We start from the raw sequence: 24,670 nt of genomic DNA, 5'->3' as shown, positions 1-24,670 counted from the left end.
AGGTTGATAGGTTCGGTGTGGAAGCGCGGCAACGCGTGGAGCTGACGAATACTAATCGGTCGAGGACTTATCCACTCCATGATCCTTTGCCAACCATGCGTATCCGGTTTTGAAGGCGCGAAGCACGGTGCGTGCAAGTGCCGGTGCTGCCTCAGAACGAGGCGGTTGTAGTCGACCGAAGTCTTCATCGTTCCTCGGTAGCTCAGTCGGTAGAGCAATCGGCTGTTAACCGATCGGTCGGGGGTTCGAGTCCCTCCCGAGGAGCCATTATTACGGATGGATGTCCGAGAGGCCGAAGGAGCACGATTGGAAATCGTGTAGGCGGGGATAACTCGTCTCGTGGGTTCAAATCCCACTCCATCCGCCATCATGGCCCGTTGGTGAAGCGGTTTAACACAGCAGCCTTTCACGCTGTCATTCAGGGGTTCGAATCCCCTACGGGTCACCATGTAAAGAGATGGGATCCCCACAACGTAATCGGAATTCGCTTCAAAGCAATCCGTCACTTTGTGGGGTGTTGTGGAGGCTTAGCTCAGCTGGGAGAGCATCTGCCTTACAAGCAGAGGGTCGGCGGTTCGATCCCGTCAGCCTCCACCATTACTGTAGAATTTCAATCGTCGCGGGATGGAGCAGTCTGGTAGCTCGTCGGGCTCATAACCCGAAGGTCGCAGGTTCAAATCCTGCTCCCGCAACCAAACCTGGAGCTGTGGTGAAGTTGGAGTTCACGCCGGTCTGTCACACCGGAGGTCGCGGGTTCGAGTCCCGTCAGCTCCGCCATTCTCGTTTCCCTTTGCTTCATCAGCGATGGCTCGGTAGCTCAGTCGGTAGAGCAGAGGACTGAAAATCCTCGTGTCGGCGGTTCGATTCCGTCCCGAGCCACCATATACAGGGGCATAGTTTAACGGTAGAACGAAGGTCTCCAAAACCTTTGGTGTGGGTTCGATTCCTACTGCCCCTGCCAATTGCGTGGCGGTCGTGGCGAAGTGGCTAACGCATCGGATTGTGGCTCCGACATTCGTGGGTTCGATTCCCATCGATCGCCCCATCTTAATCTCATATTGGGGCATAGCCAAGCGGTAAGGCAACGGACTTTGACTCCGTCATTCCTAGGTTCGAATCCTAGTGCCCCAGCCATTTATGCGGACGTAGCTCAATTGGTAGAGCGTCGCCTTGCCAAGGCGAAGGTCGCGGGTTCGAGACCCGTCGTCCGCTCCATTTGTGTCTCGGCAGGGTTTGGGCGGAACATGGTCAGCCCATGCCGAATATAATGTCAAACATGGAGGCATAGCCAAGTGGTAAGGCACGGGTCTGCAAAACCCTTATCCCCCGGTTCGAATCCGGGTGCCTCCTCCATAAACGTGCCGGTATGGCGGAATTGGCAGACGCGCGCGACTCAAAATCGTGAGGGAAACCGTGGGGGTTCAAGTCCCTCTACCGGCACCATACCTGAAGGTTTCAACGAGGAATCTGTTCGATTCCTCGTTTTTGCGTGTTCGTACAGAGCCGGTTTGGATTACCAAACGAACCGGTCTTATGGTAAGATGAAAAGGCCACAGGCAAGGCATGATCGACTGTATGTTCTCTCAATGTTATTCCTACGAGATCGGACTTTGCACGCTGGAATCGGCGTGCTTTCTGTTTTCCTGCACAGAATAGGCCAGTACGCCAGTGGCAGATTGACAGCGAACGGGGTGTTGGGGATGAGTTACGGATTGCATGAAAGGCCGCCGGCGGGCACAACCGTTTTGGCCGCCCTGCAATGGCTGATCGTTACGGTTTCCAGCAGTGTTGCCGTTCCGTTGGCGATCGGGGACGTGTACGGTTTGCGGCCTGACGAGATCAGTCACCTGATGCAGCAGACCATGTTCTTCATCGGCTTGGCCTCTTTCCTGCAGGCGTGGCTGGGACACCGCTATCCGATGATGGATGGGCCCGCAGGATTGTGGTGGGGCATCTTTATCATTTTGGCGCAGATTGGATCCAGCGTGGGAATGGGGCCGCGGCTGATCGGCCAATCGTTCCAGGTGGGGTTGATCCTGGCGGGCGGCTTGTTCCTGCTGTTTGGGATGCTGGGCTGGATCGGCAAAATCCAGCGCTGGTTTACGCCGCTTGTGTCCGGCACCTACATGGTGCTGTTGGCGGTCTCCTTGTGCAGCAGCATTGTGACCGGCATGCTGGGGATCGGCTACCGGCACGCAAAGGAAGTCCATCCGGGCATTGCCCTGGTGTCGGTCTTGATCGTCGCGCTGGTTCTCGTCTTTCTGCGCAGCAGGCGGTTGGCCAGCTACGCCGTGCTGTTGGGAATGTCGATCGGATGGGGACTGTACGCCGTTTTGGGCTGGACGGAACCGATCCGGCCCAGTGACGAGTGGATGGTGCTGCCCACCCTGTTTTTTTGGGGAGAGCCCAAGTGGGATGGGGGAGTCATCCTGACCAGTCTGCTGACCGGGTTTGTCCTGCTTACCAATTTGGTCACCAGTTTGTCCGTCGTGGGCAAGGCGACCCGGTCGGAGCCGACCGTCCAGCAATACAACCGGGGCGGCGTGTTTACCGGGGTGTCTCACATCCTGTCCGGGTTGGCCGGGGTTGTCGGCATGATTCCGCTGTCGTTGGCGGCGGCCGTGATCCAGACGACGGGGATGGCGGCCCGTTTGCCGTTCATGGCAGCGATGGCGGGGATGATGGTGATCGGCATGCTGCCGTCCGTATCCCAGTTCCTGGCCGCCCTGCCGACGCCGGTCGCGTACGCCGGGATGTTTATCGCCTATACGCAGTTGCTTGGATTTGGAATAAAAGACCTGGCGTCGATCCGGTTGGATGACCGGGCCATCACGATCGGCGGCAGTTCGCTCTTGGTGGGGATCGGGGTCATGTTTGTGCCGGCGACGGCGTGGCAGCACCTTCCCTCGCTGGCGAGCTTTCTGTTCGGCAACGGGCTGCTGCTCGGCGTCATGGTGTGCCTGCTGCTGGAACACGTGGTGTTTCCCCGGCCGACGGAATCGGAGCCGAAAACGGAGATGCAAAAAGACGGCCGCTCTGCGTGACGGACCGTCTTTTTGTTTGGCAATTGCCCCAGGGGAGCGGTTACGCGGTGACGAGATAGGAGAGCGTCACTTCGCCGCCGTTGATTTCCGTGAACATGCGGGCCGTCGCGCCGAGAATTTCGTCCCGCTGATTCGGAGACACGTGCTCGTGGAAAAAAATCACCTGCATCAGGTTGCGGCTGTTCTCCGTGACGGACGTCCGCACCGAGTCGACGATCGGGCTGCCGAACGCGCCCTGGTCATCGGCGAGAAGCAGTTTTCCCTCCATCTGCACTTCACGGCCGTTTAGTCCCTGGTAAGCGTCGGAGGCTTGTCCCAGCCGGCAGACCACAGGGCCGCGCAGTTGATCTTCGTCGTAAATGCCGTACGGCAGGGCATGCAGCACGGAGAAGAAGTTGTTGACGTCGACCGCGCCGTTGATCCAGAAAAACGGATGGCCCTGCAGCAGCCGGCGAATCAGGGCCTCCGAGGAAGGACGGTAACGGGAGGGATCGATTCCCAGCCGCTTGAAGCAGGCGCGCCATTCACGCACGCCTTCGATCTCGGCCAGATTGGCGAGCTCCCGCTCCACGCGCAGCGATTCCACGAACAGATTGATGCGCCCCTGCAGCATTTTGGGAGACGGGCTTACGGTCACGCCGGCGTAGTGAATGACGCCCAGCGAAAAACGCGGCAGGCGTTCAACCACCGTGGAGTCCAAGCGTACCTTCATCTGTGTCACTCCTTGTCACTCAACCGTTTTTTGGTAGTATAACAAAAACGTCGATGGAAGTCATATCGAAGAAGCCGTATCTTCGTCAGTGGTGATGTTTGCTGCCTGGAAATCTAGGCCGCGGTGCATATCCTTTCGGAGCCAGCAGCAAAAAATTTTGTGGAAGCGGCTGTCCTTCGATACAATAAAGATGAACAGGAGGGATTCCCCGACAATGCGTGAAGTGACCATTTATACCGACGGTGCCTGCTCCGGCAATCCGGGACCGGGCGGCTGGGGCGCCGTGCTGATGTACGGCGAGCACAAAAAGGAAATGTCCGGTGCAGAGGCCAATACCACCAACAACCGGATGGAGCTCAAGGCGGCGATCGAGGCGCTGTCCGCGCTGAAGGAGCCGTGCAAGGTCACCTTGTACAGCGACAGCGCCTACCTGGTGAACTGCTTTCAGCAGGGATGGTACAAAGGCTGGCAGCGCAACGGCTGGAAGAACAGCAAGAACCAGCCGGTGGAAAACCAGGACCTGTGGAAGGAACTGCTGCGCTTGATGGAAATACACCAGGTTCAGTACGTCAAGGTAAAAGGTCACGCGGACAACGTGTGGAACAACCGCTGCGACGAACTGGCCACGGGGGCGATCAAACAACTGTGAGCGACCGGCAGTACTGGGAACAGACGAAGCAGGCGATTATCGCGTATGCCCACGAGATTGGAATCGACAAGATCGGGTTTGCCAGTGCCGATCCGTTTCTGACGCTGAAAGAGCGCTTGGTGGAGCATCGGGAAAAAGGGTACGAATCCGGGTTTGAGGAGCCTGATCTGGACAAACGGACCGATCCCAGCCTCAGTCTGGAAGGGGCGCGGTCGCTGATTGCCATCGCGCTGGCATATCCCTCCAAGATGGAAAACCCGCCCAAATCCGAACCGGGCGCGTATCGCGGCATCCTCTGCCGCGCGGCGTGGGGGATGGACTACCATCACGTCCTGCGCGAGAAGTTGGACAAGCTGGCCCGGTTTATCTGCCGTCTGGAGCCCGGCGCCCGGGTGGAATCGATGGTGGATACGGGTGCACTGTCCGACCGTGCCGTAGCGGAGCGGGCCGGCTTGGGATGGGTAGGCAAAAACTGCGCGCTGATTACGCCGGAGTTTGGCTCGTGGGTCTATCTGGGTGAGCTGATCACCAACCTGCCGCTGCCGCCGGACAAGCCGGTGGAGGAAGGGTGCGGCGACTGCAATCTGTGTGTGGAAGCCTGTCCGACAGGGGCGCTGGTCCAGGGAGGGCAGCTCAACGCACAGAAGTGTGTGGCATTTTTAACACAGGTAAAAGATTTCATTCCCGACCAGTACAGGGCGAAGATCGGCAACCGGCTGTACGGCTGCGACACCTGTCAGACGGTCTGTCCCAAAAACCGCGGCAAGCACTTTGCCCATCACGCGGAATTCAGGCCCGATCCGGAAGTGGCCAAGCCGCTTTTGCGTCCGCTGCTTCACATGAGCAACAAGGAATTCAAGCAGACGTTCGGCGCTTCCTCCGCTGCCTGGCGCGGGAAAAAGCCGATTCAGCGAAACGCCATCCTGGCGCTGGCCCATTTCCGCGACCGCACCGCTGTTCCCGATTTGATCCGGCTGCTGGAAGAGGATCCCCGCCCCGTCATTCGGGGAACGGCCGCCTGGGCGTTGGGCAGGATCGGCGGCGCTGAGGCGGAAGCGGCGCTGCAGACGGCCCGGGAACGGGAGACGTCGCCGGACGTGCTGGCCGAAGTGGAGAAGGGAATCGCCCTTTTGCACCAGCCCGGTTCGTCCAGAGCAGCCCAAACGGACAACGAGAGGGGCAGCAAGGGGGCAAACGTGTAGATCCATTCACATGAAAAAACGGGTAGGGAGGAACGATGGATGCCACAAGTATTGGGGTACACCACCATGGACTCGCCGATTGGACCGCTGCTCATTGCTTCTACGGAAAACGGACTCTGCTTCATCGAGTTTGGCTCCGAGGAGCAGGCGCTGCCCAGCTTGCAGCGCTGGTGCCGCAAGACCTTCATGGGCGTCTCCATTAGCCGGGACGATCTGGGAAACCAGTCTGTCCGCGAGCAGTTGGACGAGTATTTTACCGGTCGGCGGAAGACGTTTGACATCCCACTGGAATTGTACGGCACGCCGTTTCAAAAAGCGGTCTGGACCGAACTGACCCGCATTCCCTATGGCGAGACGCGTTCCTACAAGGAGATTGCGATATCCATCGGTGCGGCAAAAGCGGTCCGGGCCATCGGCGGGGCGAACAACCGCAATCCCATCCCCATCGTCGTCCCCTGCCATCGCGTCATCGGTTCCAACGGAGCGCTCGTCGGATACGGCGGCGGGCTCTCAATCAAAGAACACCTGCTGGCATTGGAAGGCGCACACGCAGCGTCTGTCCAAGGCCGCTCGCCAAAAGCTGTCCGGTAAACCGGGCAGCTTTTTTGTTGTTCCCAGTCCTTCTGAACGGCCGCAAACTGTCATAAGCATCAGGGAGAGGCCAGCGCGAGCGCATGAACCCCGACGTGAGGGGAAAAACGCAGCGGGACATACGGAAGCGGTGATGTGAAGCGGGAATCACCCAAACAGCGGGACGAAAACGGAAATCACCGCTGCCGCAAACTGCGTGCGAAACACACCGAAGCAGCGTGACGAAAGCGGAAATCTCCGCTGCCGCGAACTGCGTGCGAAACACAACGAAGCAGCAGGACGAAAGCGGAAATCACCGCTGCCGCAAACTGCGTGCGAAACACACCGAAGCAGCAGGACGAAAACGGAAAAACCGAAACGAAAACGGGCGCGGGCCAACGGGGAAAGGAGGAGGCGGATGGAAGATTGGCTGAACTTCCTGCAGGACTATTGTAACGCCGTACAACAAAGCTGGGTCGACGGCCGATGGGAGCGGCTGCAGCCGTTGGGAGCGGTCCCCGGTGCGGGGGCGGAGCAGCGGGAGTTGTGGCTGCGGGAACAGGAACAGTATCGAAACAGGGGAGCGGAGATCACCGCGGTGCAGGGTAACGTGGTGCCGCTGTATTGGCTGGAGTCCAACGGGCGCGTACAAGTGGAATTTGCCTGGCACGTCCGGCGAACGTACCGGCAGCACGGCGCTGAACTTGTGGAAGAAACGCGCCGGCAGCAGCGGATGGCCGTAATCAGGCAGGGAACGGGATGGGCGCTGGATTGGATCGGGCCGTGCCCGGACGGGGAGACGGACGCGGCCGTGTTGAAAAAGCCGGAAGCATGGATGGAGATGGTCGGGACCGGGGAAGGGATGCAGCCGACATTAACCGTTCACGGGGCGAAGGGGTACCAAGCGGATCAGGCGGTCGCCTATGCGGAGCGGTACTGGAACTCCGCCAATCCGGCCTACCCCCATTTTACCGACGACTGCACCAATTTCATCTCGCAATGTCTCTACGCGGGCGGCATCCCGATGCTGTTTTCCGGGGAAAAAGGGCGCGGCTGGTGGATGCGGTCGGGCAAATCGGCCAGTTGGAGCTACAGTTGGGCGGTGGCGCACAGCTTGTACCTGCTGCTGAAATCGGGCGGGCCGCCGATGCGTGCCGTGCAGAAGAACTCGCCGGAACAGTTGATGCCGGGGGATGTGATCTGTTACGACTTTGACGGAGACGGACGGTTCCAGCACACCACCATCGTCGTGGCCAAGGACGCCAACCACCTGCCATTGGTCAACGCCCATACGACCAACAGCCGGATGCGCTACTGGAACTATCGGGACTCGACGGCCTACACTCCAAACATTCGCTACGCGTTTTTTCACATACAGGGCATGTGAGACAAAAGAGGCGGCCTCCTCGGGAGGAACCGCCTCTTTTTGTCGGGCTACGGCCGTCGTCTGAGCGCCGTGCGGACGAAGCTGATCGAGCGGAGCAGCCAGACGAGAGCGGCCCACCCGAGCAGGTCGCCAAGCGTGTGCGGCTCGCCTTTGATCGACTCCACATAGATGATGCCGTGAAACAGCACCAGCACGTACAGCAGCGGGGCGTTCAGATGCAGCCGTTTCCAGCCCGCTCCGCCCAGAAGCTGTTCCGCGCGCCGGGAGGAGGTGAGCCAGAGGGAGAGCAGCACGAAAAAGGCGGTCAGGCCCAGGTAGTTGGCTGCGCCGGTGACGGTCAGGTTGGGATAAAGCGTCCCGGCCCCGCTCCCGTCATGCAGGAAAAAGAGTCCCAGCCAGCCGTCTGCCTGGAGTTCACGCTGCGGAAACATCAATTCCGGCCCCCGTTCGAACAGGTACAGCACCAGCGCGACGTGCAGGAAACCGGCCGCGCCCGCAAGAATGCCCAGGTCGCGGCGCAGAAGCAGGCAATACGGAACGAAGCGGGGCGGCAGCCACAGTTTGATGGGCCCCACCAGGAGGGTAAGCCCGATCAGGACAAAGGCGAGGTACCCCAGCATCATGCTCCAGGCTTCCAGTGAAGGAAAAAAGTTGAAGTCCGGCCGCATCCATCCCGCCCAGAGCGCCAGCAGCGCCAGGCTGGCCGTGTAGGTTGCCGCGCGAAATAACCGCATGGGCGACAGCTCCTTTCTTCCCGTGTGCGGGGCTTTTTTTCTTTTGATGCGGCAGCCGGTCTGTTTGTTACAGCAGCCACGAGGATTGGGCGAGTCAAGCATGCGGCGGGAGAGCGGGGGATACCGGCACCTCGGAAGGTGGTCATCTCCATGGGAGATTCGGTATAATAGAGGATGTTTGAAAGTTCGGTTGACAAGGAGTTTTGTTGACATGCCGCTGCACATTGTCCTGCACGAGCCGCTCATTCCCGCCAACACGGGCAATATCGCCCGCTCCTGCGCGGCGACGGGGGCTCATCTGCATCTGATACATCCGCTGGGGTTTTCCACGGACGACCGCTACCTGAAACGGGCCGGCCTTGATTACTGGCATGCGGTAAAGGTTCATCACTACGACAGCTTTGAGCACTTTGCCCAGGCGCAGGGAGAGAACGACGGCACGTTTTACTTCGTGGAAACGTGGGGAGAAAAGCTGTACACGGAGGTTTCGTTCCGCGACGGCGATTACATCATCCTCGGCAAAGAGACCACCGGCCTGCCTACCGAGCTGACCGACCGGTACCGGGAACAGACGATCCGCATCCCGATGAGCGGCGCCACCCGCTCCATCAATTTGTCCAACTGCGCCGCCATCGTCCTGTTTGAAGGGCTCAGGCAGTTGGGCTTCCCCGGGCTCTCGTAACGGACAGCCCCCATTACAACGATCTTGCTCGATGCGGTGACGAAAAGGGAGGCGGACCTGGCAGCAGGAAGCGCTTCATCGCGCCGCCCAGCCGTTCGACAAGGAAAAAGGAGAACGATACGATGACGGTGACCACCATTTTGTTTGACCTGGACGGCACGCTGTTGGAGATGCAGACGGAGCCGTTTGTCAAAGGCTATCTGAAGGAGCTGGGCCGCTACGTCGGCGACCGCTATGACGCCGAGAAAATGCTCGCCCTGATCTGGGACGCCACCAAGGCGATGATCGCCAACCAGGAGCCGGACAAGACCAACGAGCAGGTGTTTGTCGAGTATTTCAGCAAACACGGCCTGTGGGACAAGGACGAGCTGTGGCCGGTGTTTGACGCGTTTTACCGGGATGTTTTTCCCCAGCTTTCCCACATGACCTACCCGTCGCCGTGGGCGAAACAGATCGTGGAGGAAGCCAAACGGCAAGGATTCCGCGTGGCCGTCGCCACCAATCCGGTCTTCCCCCGCGCCGCCATCCATCACCGGCTGGCCTGGATCGAGCTGGCGCCGCATGACTTTGAGCTGGTTACGGTGTACGAGGAATCCCACTTCACCAAGCCCAATCCCGCCTATTTCGCCGAGATTTGCCAAAAGCTGGGGGTGCAGCCGACGGAATGCGTAATGGTCGGCAACCACATGCAGGAGGACATGGTGGCCGGCAAGCTGGGGATGAAGACGTTTCTCGTCACCAACTGGCTGGAAGACCGCGGCGAACCGCAGTATCCGGTCGATCAGCGCGGCACCTTGGAAGAACTCTACGCCGCCATTTCTCAGCGGACGGGTGTGTTCGCCCGCTGAGAAGGGGGACACGCGTTATCGGCCGACCGTCACCGTGATGCGGTGACGTCTTTTTTTTTGTGCAGAAAACAAGCAGACATCCGCGAGTGATCCGCAAAAAAAAAAGCAGGTTGCCCAATTCAGGCAGCCTGCTTTTTTCCTGGGAGCGATGTCAAAAAGGAAAGCCGGCGATCCGGCTCGGCCTTACAGATTCCAGGTCTTGTCCTCGTTGTATCCCGCCGTGAGAATGAAGAACAGGAAAGCGGCAAAGACCAACCCTACGATAAACGTACCCATGTTGGACTGCTCCTTTCGTATTACCAAACTACTCCCATTATAGCGTAGCTTGCCCTGTTTGCAAGGGAGTTACGCTTTGCCGTTTCTGTCATTTTCATGAATGTTTCGCGAATGTTTCGCGGCTGACGGTGAACCGGGAGGCGCCAGATTTGTCGCGGGAGGGCTGAAACATGTGTTGTCATTGTGCATACACATATGAAAAGGATTGTGCATCCTGTTGCCGCTCCGATGGAACGGGTCCACGCGCATGCGTGGCCGCAGTCGGACATATACATGAAAGTACACTGTTGTTCGCGAAGAGAGAGGGGCTTATGAAGGAGGAGAGACGAGCATGGACATTTTAAAACGCATCGCCGAGCACAGGGCCCGTGAAGAAAAACTGATGTGGAAAGGCACATTTGCCGAATATTTGGAGATGGTACGCAAAAATCCGCGGATCGTCCAAACCGCACATTCGCGGGTCTACAACATGATCAAGGCTGCAGGCGTCGAAGAAAACGAAGACGGAAGCCGCTCGTACAAGTTTTTCAGCCGGGAGATCTTCGGACTGGATCGGGCGATCGAGCGGCTGGTGGAAGAGTATTTTCACTCCGCCGCCCGCCGCCTGGATGTGCGCAAACGGATTCTGCTCCTGATGGGACCCGTCAGCGGGGGGAAATCGACAATCGTGACGATGCTGAAACGCGGATTGGAGGAGTACTCCCGCACCGATGAGGGGGCTGTGTATGCGCTGGACGGCTGCCCGATGCAAGAGGAGCCGCTTCACCTGATCCCCCGCGAACTGCGGCCGGAGATCGAGGAAGAACTGGGGATCAAAATCGAAGGGGACCTGACCCCGTACAACCGCATGCGGCTGGAGACGGAATACGGCGGGCGCATTGAAGATTTTCCCGTTCGCCGTATCCTCTTTTCCGAAGCCGACCGCGTCGGGATCGGCACGTTCAGCCCGTCCGACCCGAAATCCCAGGACATCGCCGACTTGACCGGGAGCATCGACTTTTCCACGATCACCAAATACGGCTCCGAGTCGGATCCGCGGGCATACCGCTTTGACGGGGAACTGAACAAGGCGAACCGCGGCTTGATGGAATTCCAGGAGATGCTGAAATGCGACGAAAAGTTTCTCTGGCACCTGCTCTCGCTCACCCAGGAGGGCAATTTCAAGGCCGGCCGCTTCGCGCTGATTTCCGCCGACGAATTGATTGTCGCCCACACCAACGAGGCGGAGTACAAGGCGTTTATCGCCAACAAGAAAAACGAGGCGCTGCAGTCGCGGATCATCGTCATGCCGATCCCGTACAACCTGCGCGTGAGCGACGAGGAAAAGATCTACGCCAAGCTGATCAAGCAGTCCGATCTCGGCCACGTCCATATCGCGCCGCACGCGCTCCGGGCAGCCGCCATTTTTTCCATCCTCACGCGGTTGAAGGAGTCGAAAAAGCAGGGGGCCGATCTGCTGAAAAAGATGCGCCTGTACGATGGGGAGTCGGTGGAAGGCTTCAAAGGCTCCGATCTGGACGAACTCCGAAACGAGCATGCGGATGAAGGGATGTCCGGCATCGACCCGCGCTACGTGATCAACCGGATCTCCAGCGCGCTGATCCGGCGGGACACCGAATGCATCAACGCGCTCGACATCCTGCGTGCGCTGAAGGAAGGGTTTGACCAGCATCCCTCCATCACCAAGGAGCAGCGGGAGCGGTATCTCAACTTCATTTCCATGGCCCGCAAGGAGTACGACGAACTGGCCAAGAAGGAAGTGCAGAAAGCGTTTGTCTACAGCTACGAAGAATCGGCGAAAACGCTCATGGACAACTACCTGGACAATGTGGAAGCGTATTGCAATATGAATAAGATAAGGGACCCCGTTACCGGCGAAGAGATGGATCCGGATGAGCGGCTGATGCGCTCCATCGAGGAGCAGATCGGCATCTCCGAAAACGCCAAGCGGGCGTTCCGCGAAGAAATCCTGATTCGCATTTCGGCGTACGCGCGCAAAGGGAAACGCTTTGACTACAGCACGCACGACCGCCTGCGGGAAGCGATTGAGAAGAAGCTGTTCGCCGATTTGAAAGACGTGGTGAAAATCACCACCTCCAACAAAACACCGGACGAACACCAGTTGAAAAAGATCAACGAGGTGACCAGACGGCTGATCGAGGAACACCGCTACTGCCCTGTGTGCGCCAATGAGCTTCTCCGGTATGTCGGCAGTCTGCTGAACAGATAAAGTACCCAGAGGGCACCCGGATCTGGCTTGCCAGGGAAGTTGATTCGACGTAGCTGCGCCAGTAGGAAGTACCCAGAGGGCACCCGGATCTGGCTTGCCAGGGAAGCCCATACGCCGAAGATGCGCCAGCAGGAGGGGGGAGTCTATATGGAAGATTCGTCACCGTTCGTCGTCTCCCGGGAAGACTGGTCGCTGCACCGCAAAGGGTACCAGGATCAGAACCGGCATCAGGAAAAAGTGAAAGAAGCGATCAAGAAAAACCTGCCCGATCTGGTCAGTGAGGAAAACATCGTCATGTCCAACGGGCGGGAAGTGATCAAAATCCCGATCCGTTCCCTGGATGAGTACCGGCTCCGCTTCAATTTTCAAAAGGGGCAGCACGGCGGTCAGGGAAAAGGAGACAGCAAGGTGGGCGACGTCATCGCCAAAGACGGGGACGCCGCCCAGGGCCCCGGCAAGGGACAGGGAGCGGGCGACCAGCCGGGTGTCGACTATTTCGAGGCGGAGATCACTGTCGAAGAGCTGGAGGAGATGCTGTTTGCCGAGCTGGAGCTGCCCAACCTCCAGCAAAAGGACGAGGACAGGATCATCGTGGAAGAGACGCGTTTCAACGACGTCCGCAAAAAAGGGCTGATGGGCAACATCGACAAAAGACGGACGCTGCTCGCCGCCATCCGCCGCAACGCGCTGGCCGGCTACAACGACCTGGAGCTGGGCATCAGCGACGATGACCTGCGCTTCAAGACGTGGGAGGAGATCGTCAAGCCCCACTCCAACGCCGTCATCATCGCCATGATGGACACCTCCGGCTCGATGGGTGTGTTTGAGAAGTACATCGCCCGCAGCTTTTTCTTCTGGATGCTGCGCTTTCTTCGAACCAAGTACGAAAAGGTGGAAATCGTCTTTATCGCTCATCATACCGACGCCAAGGAAGTGCCGGAGGAGGTCTTTTTCTCCAAGGGCGAGAGCGGCGGCACGATCTGCTCCTCCGCCTACAAGAAGGCGCTGGAGATCATCGACAGCCGCTATCCTTCGTCCCAGTACAACATCTATCCGTTCCACTTCTCCGACGGCGACAACCTGACGTCCGACAACGAACGATGCGTCAAGCTGGTCAAGGAATTGATGGATCGCTGCAACATGTTTGGATACGGAGAGGTGAATCAGTACAACCGGCACTCCACCCTGATGTCCGCCTACCGGCACATCAAGGAGCCAAAGTTCATGCACTGCGTCATCCGGGAAAAGGGAGAAGTGTACAAGGCGTTGAAGACGTTTTTCGGGAAGAAGGAAGTCAGTTTGGGATGAGAGCAGAGGGAACCGGACGGTTATCGTCCGGTTTTTTGCGTGGTACGCCCCGTGTGCTGCACCTCATAAGTACTCAAGATTACCCCCTTGTTTCTCCGATAACCAATAAGAGGAGGGGGGAGAACATGCCAGAAATCCAGGTACTTACTGATAAGATTATTGGTAGCCTGTTAACCTTTGCATTATGGACTCTAGTCCCGTTATTTGTGACCATGTTCGCCCTCGTAATACTTTTTCCACGTATCGATAAGCGTTTGGTCACACTAGTATCCTTTTCGGTTGCCTTCCTGTTTTTCTTCATCAGATTCGAAAGTTAAAGTAGCCCGCCCGGGGAACCGACGGGGGATTGAGCGGCGGGCAGCGTACGAACGGGAAAAGCCAATGGATCCGGTGAGGATGCAGGCATTCGTCACACGAGGCACCGCGGGTAGCCCGTGTAACCTTACCGAATGGGAAAAAATTTCGGCCGGAAGATGCCCTGGCGAGCCTGACTGAACGGGAGAGGGCATGCTATGTGTTCACACACGGGGAGTGCTTCTCCTTCGAAGAGACGGCTCGTCTGCTCGGGATCAGTAAGAGTAGTGTACAGACCCATGTGCAACGTGCTCAGGAGAAATCAAGGAACGAGTAGCGAACAGCCTATTCCATGCGGGATAGGCTGTTTCTGATGTTGGTAACCAAGATTCTCCGATAAAGGGAATGTACCAAAAAATGGATGTGTCGCGATCAACTCCATTTCCTCCTCTCAATATTATGGGCGGACCATGGGCCAGTATAGTTGCAAAATAAAAGAAGTTCATTCGGGAGCGTCTTTTTATGGACAGACATTAACAAATCTCTACTCCAAAGTTAATATGGTTCTGAATACCAACTACTCGTCCGGGTTTATCATCTTGCACCCGATCTTCTCGTCCTGTACCCAGGACGGAGATGTTACATTGCTAGGATGCAAATGTGCAGTGTGCTTGGGGAGATCGCCAAACTCAAGAATCTGTCACTGTTGGCCAGCATGACTGGTGACGTTGAGTAGCAGCATGAGTTGTGCGAGAAACTTGATAAGTTGGCGGGATAAATAAAGTGGTAATTGTAAGGGAAAAAGGACAGAATAAGTAATTTGGGTATATCCTCAAGAGTTAAATCAGTACAACCAGCACTCCACCCTGATGTCCACCTACCGGCACATCTAGGAGCCGAAGTTCATGCACTGCGTCATTCGGGACAAGGGCGAAGTGTATATGACGTTGAAGGCGTTTTTCGGGAAGAAGGGAAGTCAGTTTGGGATGAAAGCAGAGGAAACCGGACGGCCATCGTCCGGTTTTTTTGCGTGGTGCGCGCGGCAGGGGCGGTGAAGGTCCCGCACGAAGCGAGAGATAGAACGGCTCAAGGCGAGCGTGGTGTGATACTTGATCAAGGTATTCTAACACGAGGGAACTCAATAAATTTTTTTTGCTTAATGATAACCATTTGGTAATTTTTTCTACCTTTTTTGATAGATTTGCTACAATATGAAAGGACAAGAAAAGGTGGTGGTACGTGTGTTTAAATGTGGGGTTGCTTTACTCTATGGCGCTTTAACACACTATTTGTTAGCTATGTTTTGGGACGACTATATGTTTATCCAAAAACTTAAAGTGACTGGTAGTGGCACACAACATACATTTGATAACGTTAATGAAAATTTTTGGGTAATCTTTTGCGTTGAAATATTGTTGGCGGTAGCGTTGATGGTACTTTTTTTTTTATCAAGAAAGAGCCTAAATAAACACCGATTTGGGGTGGCAGTTCATAAAGCCGCCTGCAGTCGGTGCAGTAATCGGTACGCCCGAGAAGAATCGGGAGGATGGCAGAAAAAAGAACCAGCAGACTCATATATAGTGAAAGGCACTTAATACGGAGTCCCTTTAATCAATGTTGTCGTTCACAAGGAAGAGCACGTTTATCGTGTGGATGCGAGGCACCTCTATCGTGTACGGTACCAACCCCTCGGAAATTCCTCGGAACGTCTTTTTGCTGGTCCGATCCAGCGTGTAGCGCGGCCTGGCGCTGCGGTTGATCTCCGCCAAGTCCGAATGTTGTGAGGGAACAGGTCGAGGCAGGCCGTTGCTTATGGAGGCAACGGCTTTTTCGCATAGAAGCAGCGGAACCCGTCTGGAACGCGTGATTGGGGAGTTACTGCACGATGTTGGGCAGAGCAGATGGGGCGTTAGTTGGGCTCGTCTTTTCCCACTACCCATTATCAAAATTGATTTTTTTCATTCTGCAGCAGTTTACATTTTGGGGAAGACATATGATTTTGGGAATAAAACGTGTGAGGCCTCATGTGTTTGGGTGTGGCTTTCAACTTGCTGAAATGGAAGCCAAACCGAACATAATGTATTGTATGACGAGTACAAGACCAACCGTAATGACATACTCCATTACCAGGTGAGTGATTTTCAGTGATTGATCCCGCTTGGTGAACCCGTATTTCATCACCATAAAAAGAGCGATCGCTACCATCATCGATACACTATCATTCACTGTACGCGTTCCTTTCAATGAAAAGGGATGCGGGAGGTGCATCCCTCAGAGTGCAGATAACGTGACGGCATGGGGAGAAGCACGTTGTCCGGCATCCGCTCCGTCTTTTCCCGCCGAACACAAGCAAACGCTCGGCAGGGAAGCACGGGCTGCACGCTCCGCAGCGAGTCGCGAGGAATCGCCAAAACCGATCGTGGCTCGCGGAGCGGCCCCATCAAAGGCGGCGCTCCTTGTGCCCGCAAAACGCTGCGCGGCCCGATCAGGTCCCACAAGCGGCTCTGTCTGGAAACATGCTTCTCCATCGACCCAATCGCCTGTCTTTAGTCTGACCGGACGGCCATCGTCCGGTTTTTGGCGTGTTCCTCTGTCGCGGCTACAGCACGGCCAGCACCCCGTTCCACAGATCGATGCGGGCACGAAGCGACTGCACGGCCGTTCGTTCTGCCTCCGCTTGTTTTTCCGGGGAGTCTTCACACAAGGCGGTCAGCAGCTTTTCCGCCAGCGGGCCGTGTTCGTCCCCGTCCAGTTCGATGTGCCGCTGCAGGTAGTAGTTCAGCCGTTTGGTCGATTGGCCATTTCGGTTCAGTTCGTCGACCAGCACCTGAAACATGTCCGGGATGATGTCCTCCCGTCCGAAGAAGAAGGCGGCGCATACTTCATGGGTCCCGCCGTTTTTCGCCAGTTCCAGGGTATGGCGGACAAAGCGAAAGACGGATTCCGGAACTTCCGCGTCTCGCAGCGCTGCAAGCGGGTCTTGTCCGGCCTGCAGTTCGGCCAGAAAGCGATTGATGGGACCCGTATCCGCTCCGCATTCGTTCATCGCTTCCACGTATAGTTCGAAATGGCTGGCATAGCCACCTTGACCGTCTTCATCGGTCTCCTCGCCCAGCACGATCTCGTTGATGAAGCGGGCGTACTGGCTATGTCGGGACGGAATCCAGGGCACCTCCGTGCAGGTCAGGTCCCGCTGCAGCCGTTTCAACAGGCTCATAAAGTCCCATACGGCAAAAACGTGGTGCTGCATGAAGATACGGACACGCCCGGGCGTGTTGATCTCCCGGTACACGGGGTGCTGCAGCAGTTCTTCGCGAATCGTACGGATGTTGTTCATCAGGTTCAGTTCCTTTCCTTGAGGGATGCCCCCGCGAAGTGTCGTTTCTATTATGGCACAGACAGTCGAGCGGCGTCCATGACGGCGACCTGTACATGTTCGGGCTTCCCGGGGGACTGGAAAAAACCTGTCTGTCCGTCCGGTCGGGGGCAGACTGAAAAAACTGGCTTTCCGTCCGTTCGTGGTCAGGCTGGTTGCTTTCCCGTTCAGAACATTCAGGCATGAAAAGAGCCGGCCTCCCATGAAATGGCGGGAGATCAGCTCGAGTGAAAATTTCCCTACGCGACGTGAATCCGGCATTTGTCATGATGTACGGTTCTGCCCGGCACCAGGAGCTTTGGACAGGGGCTCCATTAACACAATGGGCTGCGTTTCCTCCGCATCACGCACGTTCGCCGTGTAGAAGCGGGGGCCTCTATCGTGTGCGGTGCCGGTTCCCCGGAACGTTTCCGGAACGTCTTGTTGCCGGCCCGATCCAGCGTGAAGTGAGACCCGGTGCTGCGTGACGTGAGGCCTGATCCAGCATGGAGTGAGGCTGCGAGTGATTCTGCCCCGTCGGAATGCTGCGAGGGAACAAGTCAAGGCAGGCCGCTGCTCATGGAGTCACCGGCTTTTTTGGCAAAGAAGCAGCGGAACCCGTGTGGAACGCATGAGTTGGGCGTTACTGCACAATGTTGGGCGGCGTGTTTTTGGCGTTCTTTTCCTGGTTCCACTGCTTGATCTGTTCAAAAATCCGCTTGATTTCCGCCTTGGCCTGCTGGTGCTCCGGTTCGCTGCCCCAGTGTTGGATGAGCGGCGGCATTACTTTTGCCATGTGGGAATAGAGACACCAGATGGTTACCATCTGGACGCGTTCGGGTGTGGCTTCACCGGTGAGCAGTTCCGTGAACTTTTCCAGCAGTGCTTGAAATTCGGGGGAAAAGGTTTGGTTGTCCGGCATCGACATCTTCCTTTCTGACTCCATCGGTCGATGGGGGTGGAATCGTTCCCTCTTAGTATAACGGATCATTTTGGAAATGATCAGGGGGAGATGTATCGGAAAGGCAGCGGTCATCTGCCGCGTTGGTCCATGATAGGGAATGATGCTGACCAATGCGGGCGACGAGGGACGATTCCATAAAATGCAGCGTAAAAACGAGATTTATGGAAGAATAAGTAGAAAACAAATCGTAATGTGGAAAATATCCTCATTTTTCGAGAAAATCAGGGAAAATCGCCGATTTCCACGTTTGCCAGGAAATTATCATAATTTTACCATATAAACTGTTAGCACTCACATCAAATGAGTGCTAACAGCGATGGTGCGAAAGAGCGTGAAGAACACAGGCTTCAACCGGTTCGCCGCCGCACGTTACCGTTGTCTTTCCATAACCCATACGGCACATCGCTGTCAGTCCTTGAGCGCTGTGTGACAAAAAAGAAGATTGTTCATAAATGGAAATTTTTTATTGCTCATTTTTTCAAATGAAGGTAAAAGATTTCGTTTATGTGCAAGCTTCTTTTTTATTTTCTCAAAAAGGGAGGATGATGACTCGTGAAGGCATTGCTGTTGGCGGGTGGTTTGGGCACCCGGCTGAGACCGCTGACGGAGAATCTGGCAAAACCGATGGCGTTGGTGGGAAACCGCCCGTGGCTGGAGCATCTCATCGTTCACCTCAAACAGCAGGGAATCGTTGATTTTGTGATTGCCGTCAAGCATTATCCGGAAATGATTCAACGGTACTTCGGCGACGGACAGGCGTGGGGCGTCAACATCGAATACGCAGTGGAAAAAAACCTGTTGGGCACGGCAGGGGCGATCAAAAACGCGGAAAAACTGCTGAGCGACCGTTTTCTGGCGGTCAATGCGGACATCGTTCACCAGGTGTCGCTGCTGCCGCTGCTGGACTTCCACGTGCAGCACAAGGGGGGCGTCACGATCGGGCTGACCGAGGTGGATGACCCGTCGCAGTACGGCGTGGTGGAACAGCGAGCCACAGGGGAAATTATCCGCTTCGTGGAAAAGCCGGACAAGGAGACGGCGCCGTCGAACCGGATTAACGCAGGCATCTACGTGATGGAAAAAGAGGTGCTGAAGTGGATTCCGCAGGGACGGGAAGTATCGATCGAACGGGAGACGTTCCCGCTTCTGATCGAACGGAACGTGGGGGTCTACGGCAAGCTGATCGACGGCTACTGGATGGATCTGGGGACGAAAAACCGTTACCGGCAGGTGCACTGGGACCTCTTGGATCGCAAGCTGTCCCTGCCGTTTCGAGAGAAAGAACACGGCACGGGCATCCTGATCGGGGAGGAGAGCGAGATCGCCCAAGGTGTGCTGATCGTGCCGCCGGTGCTGATCGGCCGGCGGGTAAAAATCGGCGAGCGGAGCGTGATCGGACCGTATGCGGTGATCGGCGACGGCTGCGAACTGGGCAAGGGCGTCCGCTGCTCGGAAACGATCATGTGGAACGGCTGCAAGGTGCGCGACGCGGCCCAGTTGAAGAACTGCATCTTTGGGTACGGATTGGAGCTGGAAGCCAGCCACATTTTGCATGAAGCGGTGATGAACCGGACGGCGGGAGGAGGACAAGGATGATCCAGGTGGCTTACATGAGCACGTACGTTCCGAAAAAGTGCGGACTGGCGACGTATACCCATCACCTGCGGCATCACGTGAAACAGGCGAAACTGTGGAACGCAGCGGACCCGGTGATCGTGATGGCCGACGAGAACGAACAGGGGTACGGGAACAATCAGGCGCTGTGGCCGCTTGCCAAACACGACAGGGAGGCGTATCGGGCGATGGCGCAGAGAGTGAACGAGAGCGGCGTGTCGGTCGTCTCCCTGCAGCATGAGTTCGGCATTTTTGGCGGGGAAGCAGGGGCGTATGTGCTGGACTTTGTACGCGAGCTGAAAAAACCGCTGGTCACGACCTTCCACACCGTGTTTGCCTCGCCCCAGGAACCGTACCGGTCGATTCAGCGGGAGATCGCCGAACGGAGCGATCGGATCGTCGTAATGAATCGCCGGGCAGTCGGCTATCTGCGGCAGTCGTTCGGGATTCCGGAAGAGAACATCGTGTTTATCCCGCACGGCACCCCCGTTCCCAACCCGCAGCAGCGGGAGGCCGTTCGGCAGCGGCTGAACTGGGCGGATAAAAAGGTCATGATGACGTTTGGCCTGCTCAGCCGCGGAAAGGGTTTGGAACTGATTTTGGAGGCGCTGCCGCAAGCGGTGAAGGAGGTCCCCAACCTGCTCTACGCGGTGGTCGGCCAAACCCATCCGGAAGTGAAGAAACGGGAAGGGGAAGCGTACCGGGAGGAGCTGATGGAGCTGATCCGGCGAAACCGCCTGGAACGCCATGTGGTGATGATCGACCGGTACGTGGACGAAGAGGAGCTGGTCCAATTCCTGACGGCGTGCGACCTGTACGTCACCCCTTACCCGGGAATGGAGCAGATCACCAGCGGCACGCTGGCCTATGCGGTCGGGCTGGGACGTCCGGTGTTGAGCACGCCGTACAGCTATGCCCAGGATTTGCTGGAGGGCTGCGACGAGCTGCTGATTCCGTATGGCGAACGCGAGCGGTGGGCGGAAAAAATCGCGGCGCTCTTGCGTGACGACAGCCTGAGGCGGGACTGGGAGGCAAAAATCGGCCGCATCGGCTCCGCCATGCACTGGCCGCAGATCGGCAAACGCTGCGCTTCCCTGTTTGTCAAGCTTTCCAAACAGTCCGGCAGCACGTTTGAGCAGACGGAGGGAACACCCGTTGCGGCCCTTTCCCGTTAGCTTTCGACACCTGGAGAGAATGACCGATGACACCGGACTGTTGGAGCACTGTCTCGGAAACATCCCGCGCCGCCGGGAGGGCTATACGACCGATGACAACGCCAGAGCGCTGTGGGCGTGTGCCGTTTGGCGGCAGCATGCGGACCAGGCGGGAGACCGCGATCTGCAGGCGACCCTTGACCGCCTGATCGACCGCTATCTCGGGTTTCTTCTGTGGGTTCAGCAGGAGGACGGCAGCTTCCACAACAACATCGGCTACGACCGCAGGCCGGAACCGGAGAAGCCGTCTGACGACTGTCTCGGCCGTGCGCTGTGGGCGTGCGCGGTCGCATCGGCGGCGCTTCCCGACAGCGGCCGGCGGTTTGTCGCCTCCCAACTGTTTGCCAAAGGGCTGCCGCGGACGACGGCGATGAAGTTTCCGCGCGGGTGGGCCTTCGCGCTGGCAGCGTGCAGCTTTTTGGCCAGGAACGGCAGCGGCTCTGCCGATTCTGCCGCCTGCATGGAGCTGATCGAGCTGTTTGAAGAACGGCTGATCCGGCTGTACCGGGAGGCGTCCGCCGACGGTTGGCATTGGTTCGAGCCGGTGATGACCTACGGAAACGGCGTGCTGCCGTGGGCGCTGTTTTCCGCCTACCGCGTGACGAAGCGGGAGGAGACGCTGGCCATCGCCAAAGAGAGTCTCGATTTTCTGATCGCCAAGATGACCGGACAAAACGGCGTGATTCGCCCCATCGGCAACCGGGGCTGGTGCACGCCGCAGTCCCGCAGCGACTGGGATCAGCAGCCGTTGGAAGTAATGAAACTGGCGCTCGCTTCGGCGGAAGCCCATGCGGTGCTGGCTGATCCTGTGTACAGGCAAACGGTGGACAAATGCCGGGCGTGGTTTTACGGAGACAACGATGGAGCCGTGCCGATGGCAGACGCGGCGGAAGGTAGCTGCTGCGACGGACTGACTCCAAGCGGAGCCAATCTGAATCAGGGAGCGGAATCGACCCTGTCCTACTTGCTGACGGAAGCGATTTATCACAATGCGGTAACTGGAGGTTGATGCACATGCACGTTACGGCTGCACACGACATTCACATCCCGTCCCACGTTTTCCGGGAGTACGACATCAGGGGCAGAGCCGGGGAAGAGATTCATCCGGCGTTTGCCTGGCTCCTGGGGAGAGCGTTCGGCCGAAAGCTGAAGGCGGCCGGGCTGGACAAGGCGGTCGTGGGGCGGGATAACCGGAAGTCCTCGCCGGAGCTGCAAACCGCTCTGATGGCCGGGCTTCTCCGCTCGGACATCCGCGTCGTCGATATCGGTGAGGTGACGACGCCGATGTTTTACTACAGCCTGGAGCATCTGGACATTCCTTCCGGGCTGATCGTGACGGCAAGCCACAACCCCGGTGACGAGAACGGCTTCAAAATTGCCATGGACAAGACCACCATCTACGGCGAGGCGATCCAGGACCTGCACAACACCATGCGCGCGCTGCTCGCCGAGGAAGGCGTGCCGCACGAACGTTTTGTCCTTCCGGAAGGCGTGGAGCGGGTGGACATCGAAGAGCCCTATCTGGCGATGCTGCGGGAAAAAATTGTCCTGGGACCGCGCAAAGTGAAGGTGGTGGCGGACTGCGGCAACGGCACGCCCTCGCCGTTCGTGCCGAAAGCGCTGGCCCAGTGGGGCTGCGAAGTGGTTCCGCTCTACTGTGAATCCGATCCGAATTTCCCCCATCATCACCCCGATCCGGTCGATCCGAAAAACCTGCAGGACTTGATCCGCAAGGTGCGTGAGGAGAAAGCCGACCTCGGGGTGGCCTTCGACGGCGATGGTGACCGCCTGGGCGTCGTCGACGAGCAGGGCAATATCCTGTGGGGCGATCAACTGATGATTCTGTTCTGGCGGGAGATCCTGCCGAAACATCCCGGATGCCAGGCGCTGGTGGAAGTAAAATGCTCGCGGGCATTGGTGGAAGAAATCGAGAAGCTGGGCGGAAAGCCCGTGTTCCACCGCACCGGCCATTCCCATATCAAAGCCTCGATGAAACGGCTGAACGTGCCGTTTACCGGTGAAATGTCCGGCCACATCTTCTTCAAGGACGAGTATTTCGGCTTTGACGACGCGCTCTACGCGGCGGGGCGGCTGCTTCGCATTTTGACCAACAGCGACAAGCCGCTGTCCGCGCTGTTTGCCGACATTCCCCGGTACCACGCCACGCCGGAGACGAGGGTCCCCTGCGAGGAAAGCAAAAAGCGGACCATCCTGGACAAGGTCAAGCAGTATTTCCGGCCCGAGCGCGAGATTATCGACGTCGACGGCGCGAGGGTGATCTTCCCGAACGGCTGGGGACTGATCCGCGCCTCCAACACGCAGCCGATTTTGGTCCTTCGGGCGGAGGCGGATTCGGCGGAAGGGCTGGCCGAGATCAAACGGGAGATCGAGAAGGCCCTTGCGTTTGCCGATTCCGCGCTGACGGTGGGCTGGTAACCTTCGAAACAGCGGACTGACGTGTACCCGTACCATCCTGTCGTGATTCGATGGTAGTGCCTTCTTGCATACTGAGATCAACCGGGGTGAGTGAGGAAAATGAACGCGTATCCGTTACTGTTTTCACCGACGTATCATCAACGGATTTGGGGCGGCAATCGCCTGCGTACATTATTCGGCTATCCCATTCCCAGTGAGCAGACGGGTGAGGCGTGGGTCATATCCGATCACCCGAATGGCAGAACCACGATCAGAAACGGCGTCTATCGCGGAAAGACGATCAGCGAGCTGCTGGCGGAACAGCCCGATTGGTTTGCGCCGAAGCGTCTGGAACGCTTTCCGCTGTTGGTGAAACTGCTGGACGCCAACGACACGTTGTCCGTACAGGTACATCCGGACGACCGCTTTGCCGCTGTCCATGAGAACGGCGAACTGGGGAAGGCGGAGTGCTGGTACGTCGTGCACGCCGAACCCGGAGCGGAAATCGTGTACGGCCATACCGCCAGGACGCGGGAGGAGCTGGCGGAGATGATGAAGGCCAACCGCTGGAACGAACTGTTGGTGCGGGTCCCGGTACGGACCGGCGACTTCTTCTACATTCCGCACGGCACGCTCCACGCGCTGGGCAAAGGCATTGTCGTCCTCGAAATCCAGCAAAACTCCGACGCCACATACCGCGCCTACGACTACGACCGCGTCGACCAGTCCGGACGGAAGCGCGAACTGCACATCGACAAGGTGCTGCAGGTGACCAACGTGCCGAACAAGCCCGCACAGATCCGGGCAAAGACAGCGGGCAGCCGCTTCCTGCAGGTGAACCACTACCTGGACAGCCCGTTTTTCACGGTAGAAAAATGGACGCTGCGCGGCTCGCGCGACGAAGAGTCCGGGGACCGGTTCTCCCTCGTGTCCGTTCTCGCCGGATCGGCCCAGCTGGAATGGAGCGGCGGTGATCTTACGGTGGAAAAAGGGGATCACCTGCTGATACCGAGAACGTTGGGCAGGTACAGACTGGCGGGCGACATGGAAGCGATTGTCTCCTTCCCGCCGGGACAGGCGGCCACGCTGCGAAAAGCGGGCTGAACGCGTCAGATGGCGCGAGCGATGCAAAGACCCTGGCAAAGGGTCTTTTTCATTTTTATGGCAGCCCA

At 57.6% G+C, this 24,670-nt stretch carries 20 protein-coding genes, 13 tRNA genes and 1 pseudogene; 30 read left to right on the top strand and 4 right to left on the bottom strand.

Annotated elements, in window-relative coordinates; translation table 11 throughout:
* The first annotated feature begins 191 nt into the window (after window positions 1-191).
* From FOI68_RS20445 to FOI68_RS20380, 14 genes are all read left to right on the top strand, one after another.
* A tRNA-Asn gene (locus FOI68_RS20445) sits at window positions 192-267 on the top strand.
* A gap of 7 nt (window positions 268-274) precedes the next feature.
* Window positions 275-367, top strand: a tRNA-Ser gene (locus FOI68_RS20440).
* Between the two features lie 4 nt (window positions 368-371).
* Window positions 372-448: transfer RNA gene (locus tag FOI68_RS20435), tRNA-Glu, on the top strand.
* 73 nt (window positions 449-521) lie between these two features.
* Window positions 522-597: transfer RNA gene (locus FOI68_RS20430), tRNA-Val, on the top strand.
* A 21-nt stretch (window positions 598-618) separates the two neighbouring features.
* Window positions 619-695: transfer RNA gene (locus FOI68_RS20425), tRNA-Met, on the top strand.
* A gap of 5 nt (window positions 696-700) precedes the next feature.
* Window positions 701-777: transfer RNA gene (locus FOI68_RS20420), tRNA-Asp, on the top strand.
* 29 nt (window positions 778-806) lie between these two features.
* Window positions 807-882, top strand: a tRNA-Phe gene (locus FOI68_RS20415).
* 5 nt (window positions 883-887) lie between these two features.
* Window positions 888-961: transfer RNA gene (locus FOI68_RS20410), tRNA-Trp, on the top strand.
* Between the two features lie 8 nt (window positions 962-969).
* Window positions 970-1,045, top strand: a tRNA-His gene (locus FOI68_RS20405).
* Window positions 1,046-1,059: 14 nt separating this feature from the next.
* Window positions 1,060-1,134: transfer RNA gene (locus FOI68_RS20400), tRNA-Gln, on the top strand.
* A 5-nt stretch (window positions 1,135-1,139) separates the two neighbouring features.
* Window positions 1,140-1,215: transfer RNA gene (locus FOI68_RS20395), tRNA-Gly, on the top strand.
* A gap of 63 nt (window positions 1,216-1,278) precedes the next feature.
* Window positions 1,279-1,353: transfer RNA gene (locus FOI68_RS20390), tRNA-Cys, on the top strand.
* Window positions 1,354-1,360: 7 nt separating this feature from the next.
* A tRNA-Leu gene (locus FOI68_RS20385) sits at window positions 1,361-1,443 on the top strand.
* Between the two features lie 257 nt (window positions 1,444-1,700).
* Window positions 1,701-3,044: a purine/pyrimidine permease gene (locus FOI68_RS20380; protein WP_143864130.1), complete on the top strand. Its 1,344-nt coding sequence runs from the start codon at window positions 1,701-1,703 to the stop codon at window positions 3,042-3,044.
* Between the two features lie 40 nt (window positions 3,045-3,084).
* On the opposite strand, the gene FOI68_RS20375 is transcribed toward FOI68_RS20380, so the two are convergent.
* Window positions 3,085-3,756, bottom strand: coding sequence for a B3/B4 domain-containing protein (locus tag FOI68_RS20375; protein WP_143864129.1), 672 nt, complete (start codon window positions 3,754-3,756; stop codon window positions 3,085-3,087).
* A 214-nt stretch (window positions 3,757-3,970) separates the two neighbouring features.
* Here FOI68_RS20375 and rnhA point away from each other — a divergent pair, with 214 nt between their 5' ends.
* The 4 genes from rnhA (at window position 3,971) to FOI68_RS20355 (ending at window position 7,564) form a co-directional block, all read left to right on the top strand.
* Complete coding sequence (rnhA, locus tag FOI68_RS20370; protein ID WP_029097943.1) at window positions 3,971-4,405, top strand: ribonuclease HI; 435 nt, start codon at window positions 3,971-3,973, stop codon at window positions 4,403-4,405.
* Window positions 4,402-5,607: a tRNA epoxyqueuosine(34) reductase QueG gene (gene queG / locus FOI68_RS20365; protein ID WP_143864128.1), complete on the top strand. Its 1,206-nt coding sequence runs from the start codon at window positions 4,402-4,404 to the stop codon at window positions 5,605-5,607. The genes rnhA and queG overlap by 4 nt, the downstream gene beginning before the upstream one ends.
* 39 nt (window positions 5,608-5,646) lie before the next feature.
* Window positions 5,647-6,198 carry a methylated-DNA--[protein]-cysteine S-methyltransferase gene (locus tag FOI68_RS20360; RefSeq protein ID WP_143864127.1) on the top strand — a complete coding sequence of 184 codons (552 nt, stop codon included), beginning with the start codon at window positions 5,647-5,649 and terminating at the stop codon, window positions 6,196-6,198.
* 397 nt (window positions 6,199-6,595) lie between these two features.
* Window positions 6,596-7,564, top strand: coding sequence for an amidase domain-containing protein (locus FOI68_RS20355; protein WP_143864126.1), 969 nt, complete (start codon window positions 6,596-6,598; stop codon window positions 7,562-7,564).
* 47 nt (window positions 7,565-7,611) lie between these two features.
* On the opposite strand, the gene FOI68_RS20350 is transcribed toward FOI68_RS20355, so the two are convergent.
* Window positions 7,612-8,298, bottom strand: coding sequence for a ferric reductase-like transmembrane domain-containing protein (locus FOI68_RS20350; protein ID WP_143864125.1), 687 nt, complete (start codon window positions 8,296-8,298; stop codon window positions 7,612-7,614).
* Between the two features lie 211 nt (window positions 8,299-8,509).
* Here FOI68_RS20350 and trmL point away from each other — a divergent pair, with 211 nt between their 5' ends.
* From trmL to FOI68_RS20320, 7 genes and pseudogenes are all read left to right on the top strand, one after another.
* A complete protein-coding gene (gene trmL / locus FOI68_RS20345) occupies window positions 8,510-8,980 on the top strand; it encodes a tRNA (uridine(34)/cytosine(34)/5-carboxymethylaminomethyluridine(34)-2'-O)-methyltransferase TrmL (RefSeq protein WP_143864124.1) in 471 nt (156 codons plus the stop codon).
* Window positions 8,981-9,102: 122 nt separating this feature from the next.
* The gene (locus FOI68_RS20340) at window positions 9,103-9,828 is read left to right on the top strand and encodes an HAD family hydrolase (protein ID WP_044898904.1); all 726 of its coding nucleotides are present in this window, start codon (window positions 9,103-9,105) and stop codon (window positions 9,826-9,828) included.
* Window positions 9,829-10,435: 607 nt separating this feature from the next.
* Window positions 10,436-12,334, top strand: a complete 1,899-nt coding sequence (locus tag FOI68_RS20335) for a PrkA family serine protein kinase (RefSeq protein ID WP_029097937.1) — start codon at window positions 10,436-10,438, stop codon at window positions 12,332-12,334.
* A gap of 147 nt (window positions 12,335-12,481) precedes the next feature.
* Complete coding sequence (yhbH, locus tag FOI68_RS20330; protein ID WP_044897938.1) at window positions 12,482-13,642, top strand: sporulation protein YhbH; 1,161 nt, start codon at window positions 12,482-12,484, stop codon at window positions 13,640-13,642.
* Window positions 13,643-14,156: 514 nt separating this feature from the next.
* The gene (locus tag FOI68_RS24110; protein WP_255433745.1) at window positions 14,157-14,273 is read left to right on the top strand and encodes a sigma factor-like helix-turn-helix DNA-binding protein; all 117 of its coding nucleotides are present in this window, start codon (window positions 14,157-14,159) and stop codon (window positions 14,271-14,273) included.
* 499 nt (window positions 14,274-14,772) lie between these two features.
* A pseudogene (locus FOI68_RS24300) lies at window positions 14,773-14,907 on the top strand (sporulation protein YhbH); the annotation flags it as partial.
* A 258-nt stretch (window positions 14,908-15,165) separates the two neighbouring features.
* A complete protein-coding gene (locus tag FOI68_RS20320) occupies window positions 15,166-15,531 on the top strand; it encodes a hypothetical protein (protein WP_143864123.1) in 366 nt (121 codons plus the stop codon).
* A 1,004-nt stretch (window positions 15,532-16,535) separates the two neighbouring features.
* Here the strand turns inward: FOI68_RS20320 and FOI68_RS20315 are convergent.
* A complete protein-coding gene (locus FOI68_RS20315) occupies window positions 16,536-17,273 on the bottom strand; it encodes a DUF3050 domain-containing protein (protein ID WP_143864122.1) in 738 nt (245 codons plus the stop codon).
* Between the two features lie 661 nt (window positions 17,274-17,934).
* Window positions 17,935-18,213: a DUF2573 family protein gene (locus tag FOI68_RS20310; RefSeq protein WP_029097932.1), complete on the bottom strand. Its 279-nt coding sequence runs from the start codon at window positions 18,211-18,213 to the stop codon at window positions 17,935-17,937.
* A 594-nt stretch (window positions 18,214-18,807) separates the two neighbouring features.
* Here FOI68_RS20310 and FOI68_RS20305 point away from each other — a divergent pair.
* From FOI68_RS20305 to manA, 5 genes are all read left to right on the top strand, one after another.
* Window positions 18,808-19,851: a nucleotidyltransferase family protein gene (locus tag FOI68_RS20305; RefSeq protein ID WP_065067822.1), complete on the top strand. Its 1,044-nt coding sequence runs from the start codon at window positions 18,808-18,810 to the stop codon at window positions 19,849-19,851.
* Window positions 19,848-21,044, top strand: a complete 1,197-nt coding sequence (locus FOI68_RS20300; RefSeq protein ID WP_143864121.1) for a glycosyltransferase family 4 protein — start codon at window positions 19,848-19,850, stop codon at window positions 21,042-21,044. Before FOI68_RS20305 ends, FOI68_RS20300 begins: the two co-directional genes overlap by 4 nt.
* A 19-nt stretch (window positions 21,045-21,063) precedes the next feature.
* On the top strand, window positions 21,064-22,092 hold the full coding sequence (locus FOI68_RS20295; protein ID WP_255433744.1) for a glycosyl transferase: 1,029 nt from the start codon (window positions 21,064-21,066) through the stop codon (window positions 22,090-22,092).
* A 5-nt stretch (window positions 22,093-22,097) separates the two neighbouring features.
* On the top strand, window positions 22,098-23,519 hold the full coding sequence (locus FOI68_RS20290; protein ID WP_143864119.1) for a phosphomannomutase/phosphoglucomutase: 1,422 nt from the start codon (window positions 22,098-22,100) through the stop codon (window positions 23,517-23,519).
* Window positions 23,520-23,618: 99 nt separating this feature from the next.
* Entirely contained in the window at window positions 23,619-24,602 is a 984-nt protein-coding gene (manA, locus tag FOI68_RS20285) for a mannose-6-phosphate isomerase, class I (protein WP_143864118.1), read from the top strand.
* Window positions 24,603-24,670 lie beyond the last annotated feature (68 nt).

Origin of the sequence: Brevibacillus sp. LEMMJ03, assembly GCF_007197875.1 — a bacterium.
GTDB classification, from domain to species: Bacteria; Bacillota; Bacilli; order Brevibacillales; family Brevibacillaceae; genus Brevibacillus; species Brevibacillus thermoruber.
This window is presented reverse-complemented; position numbering and strand designations above follow the sequence as displayed.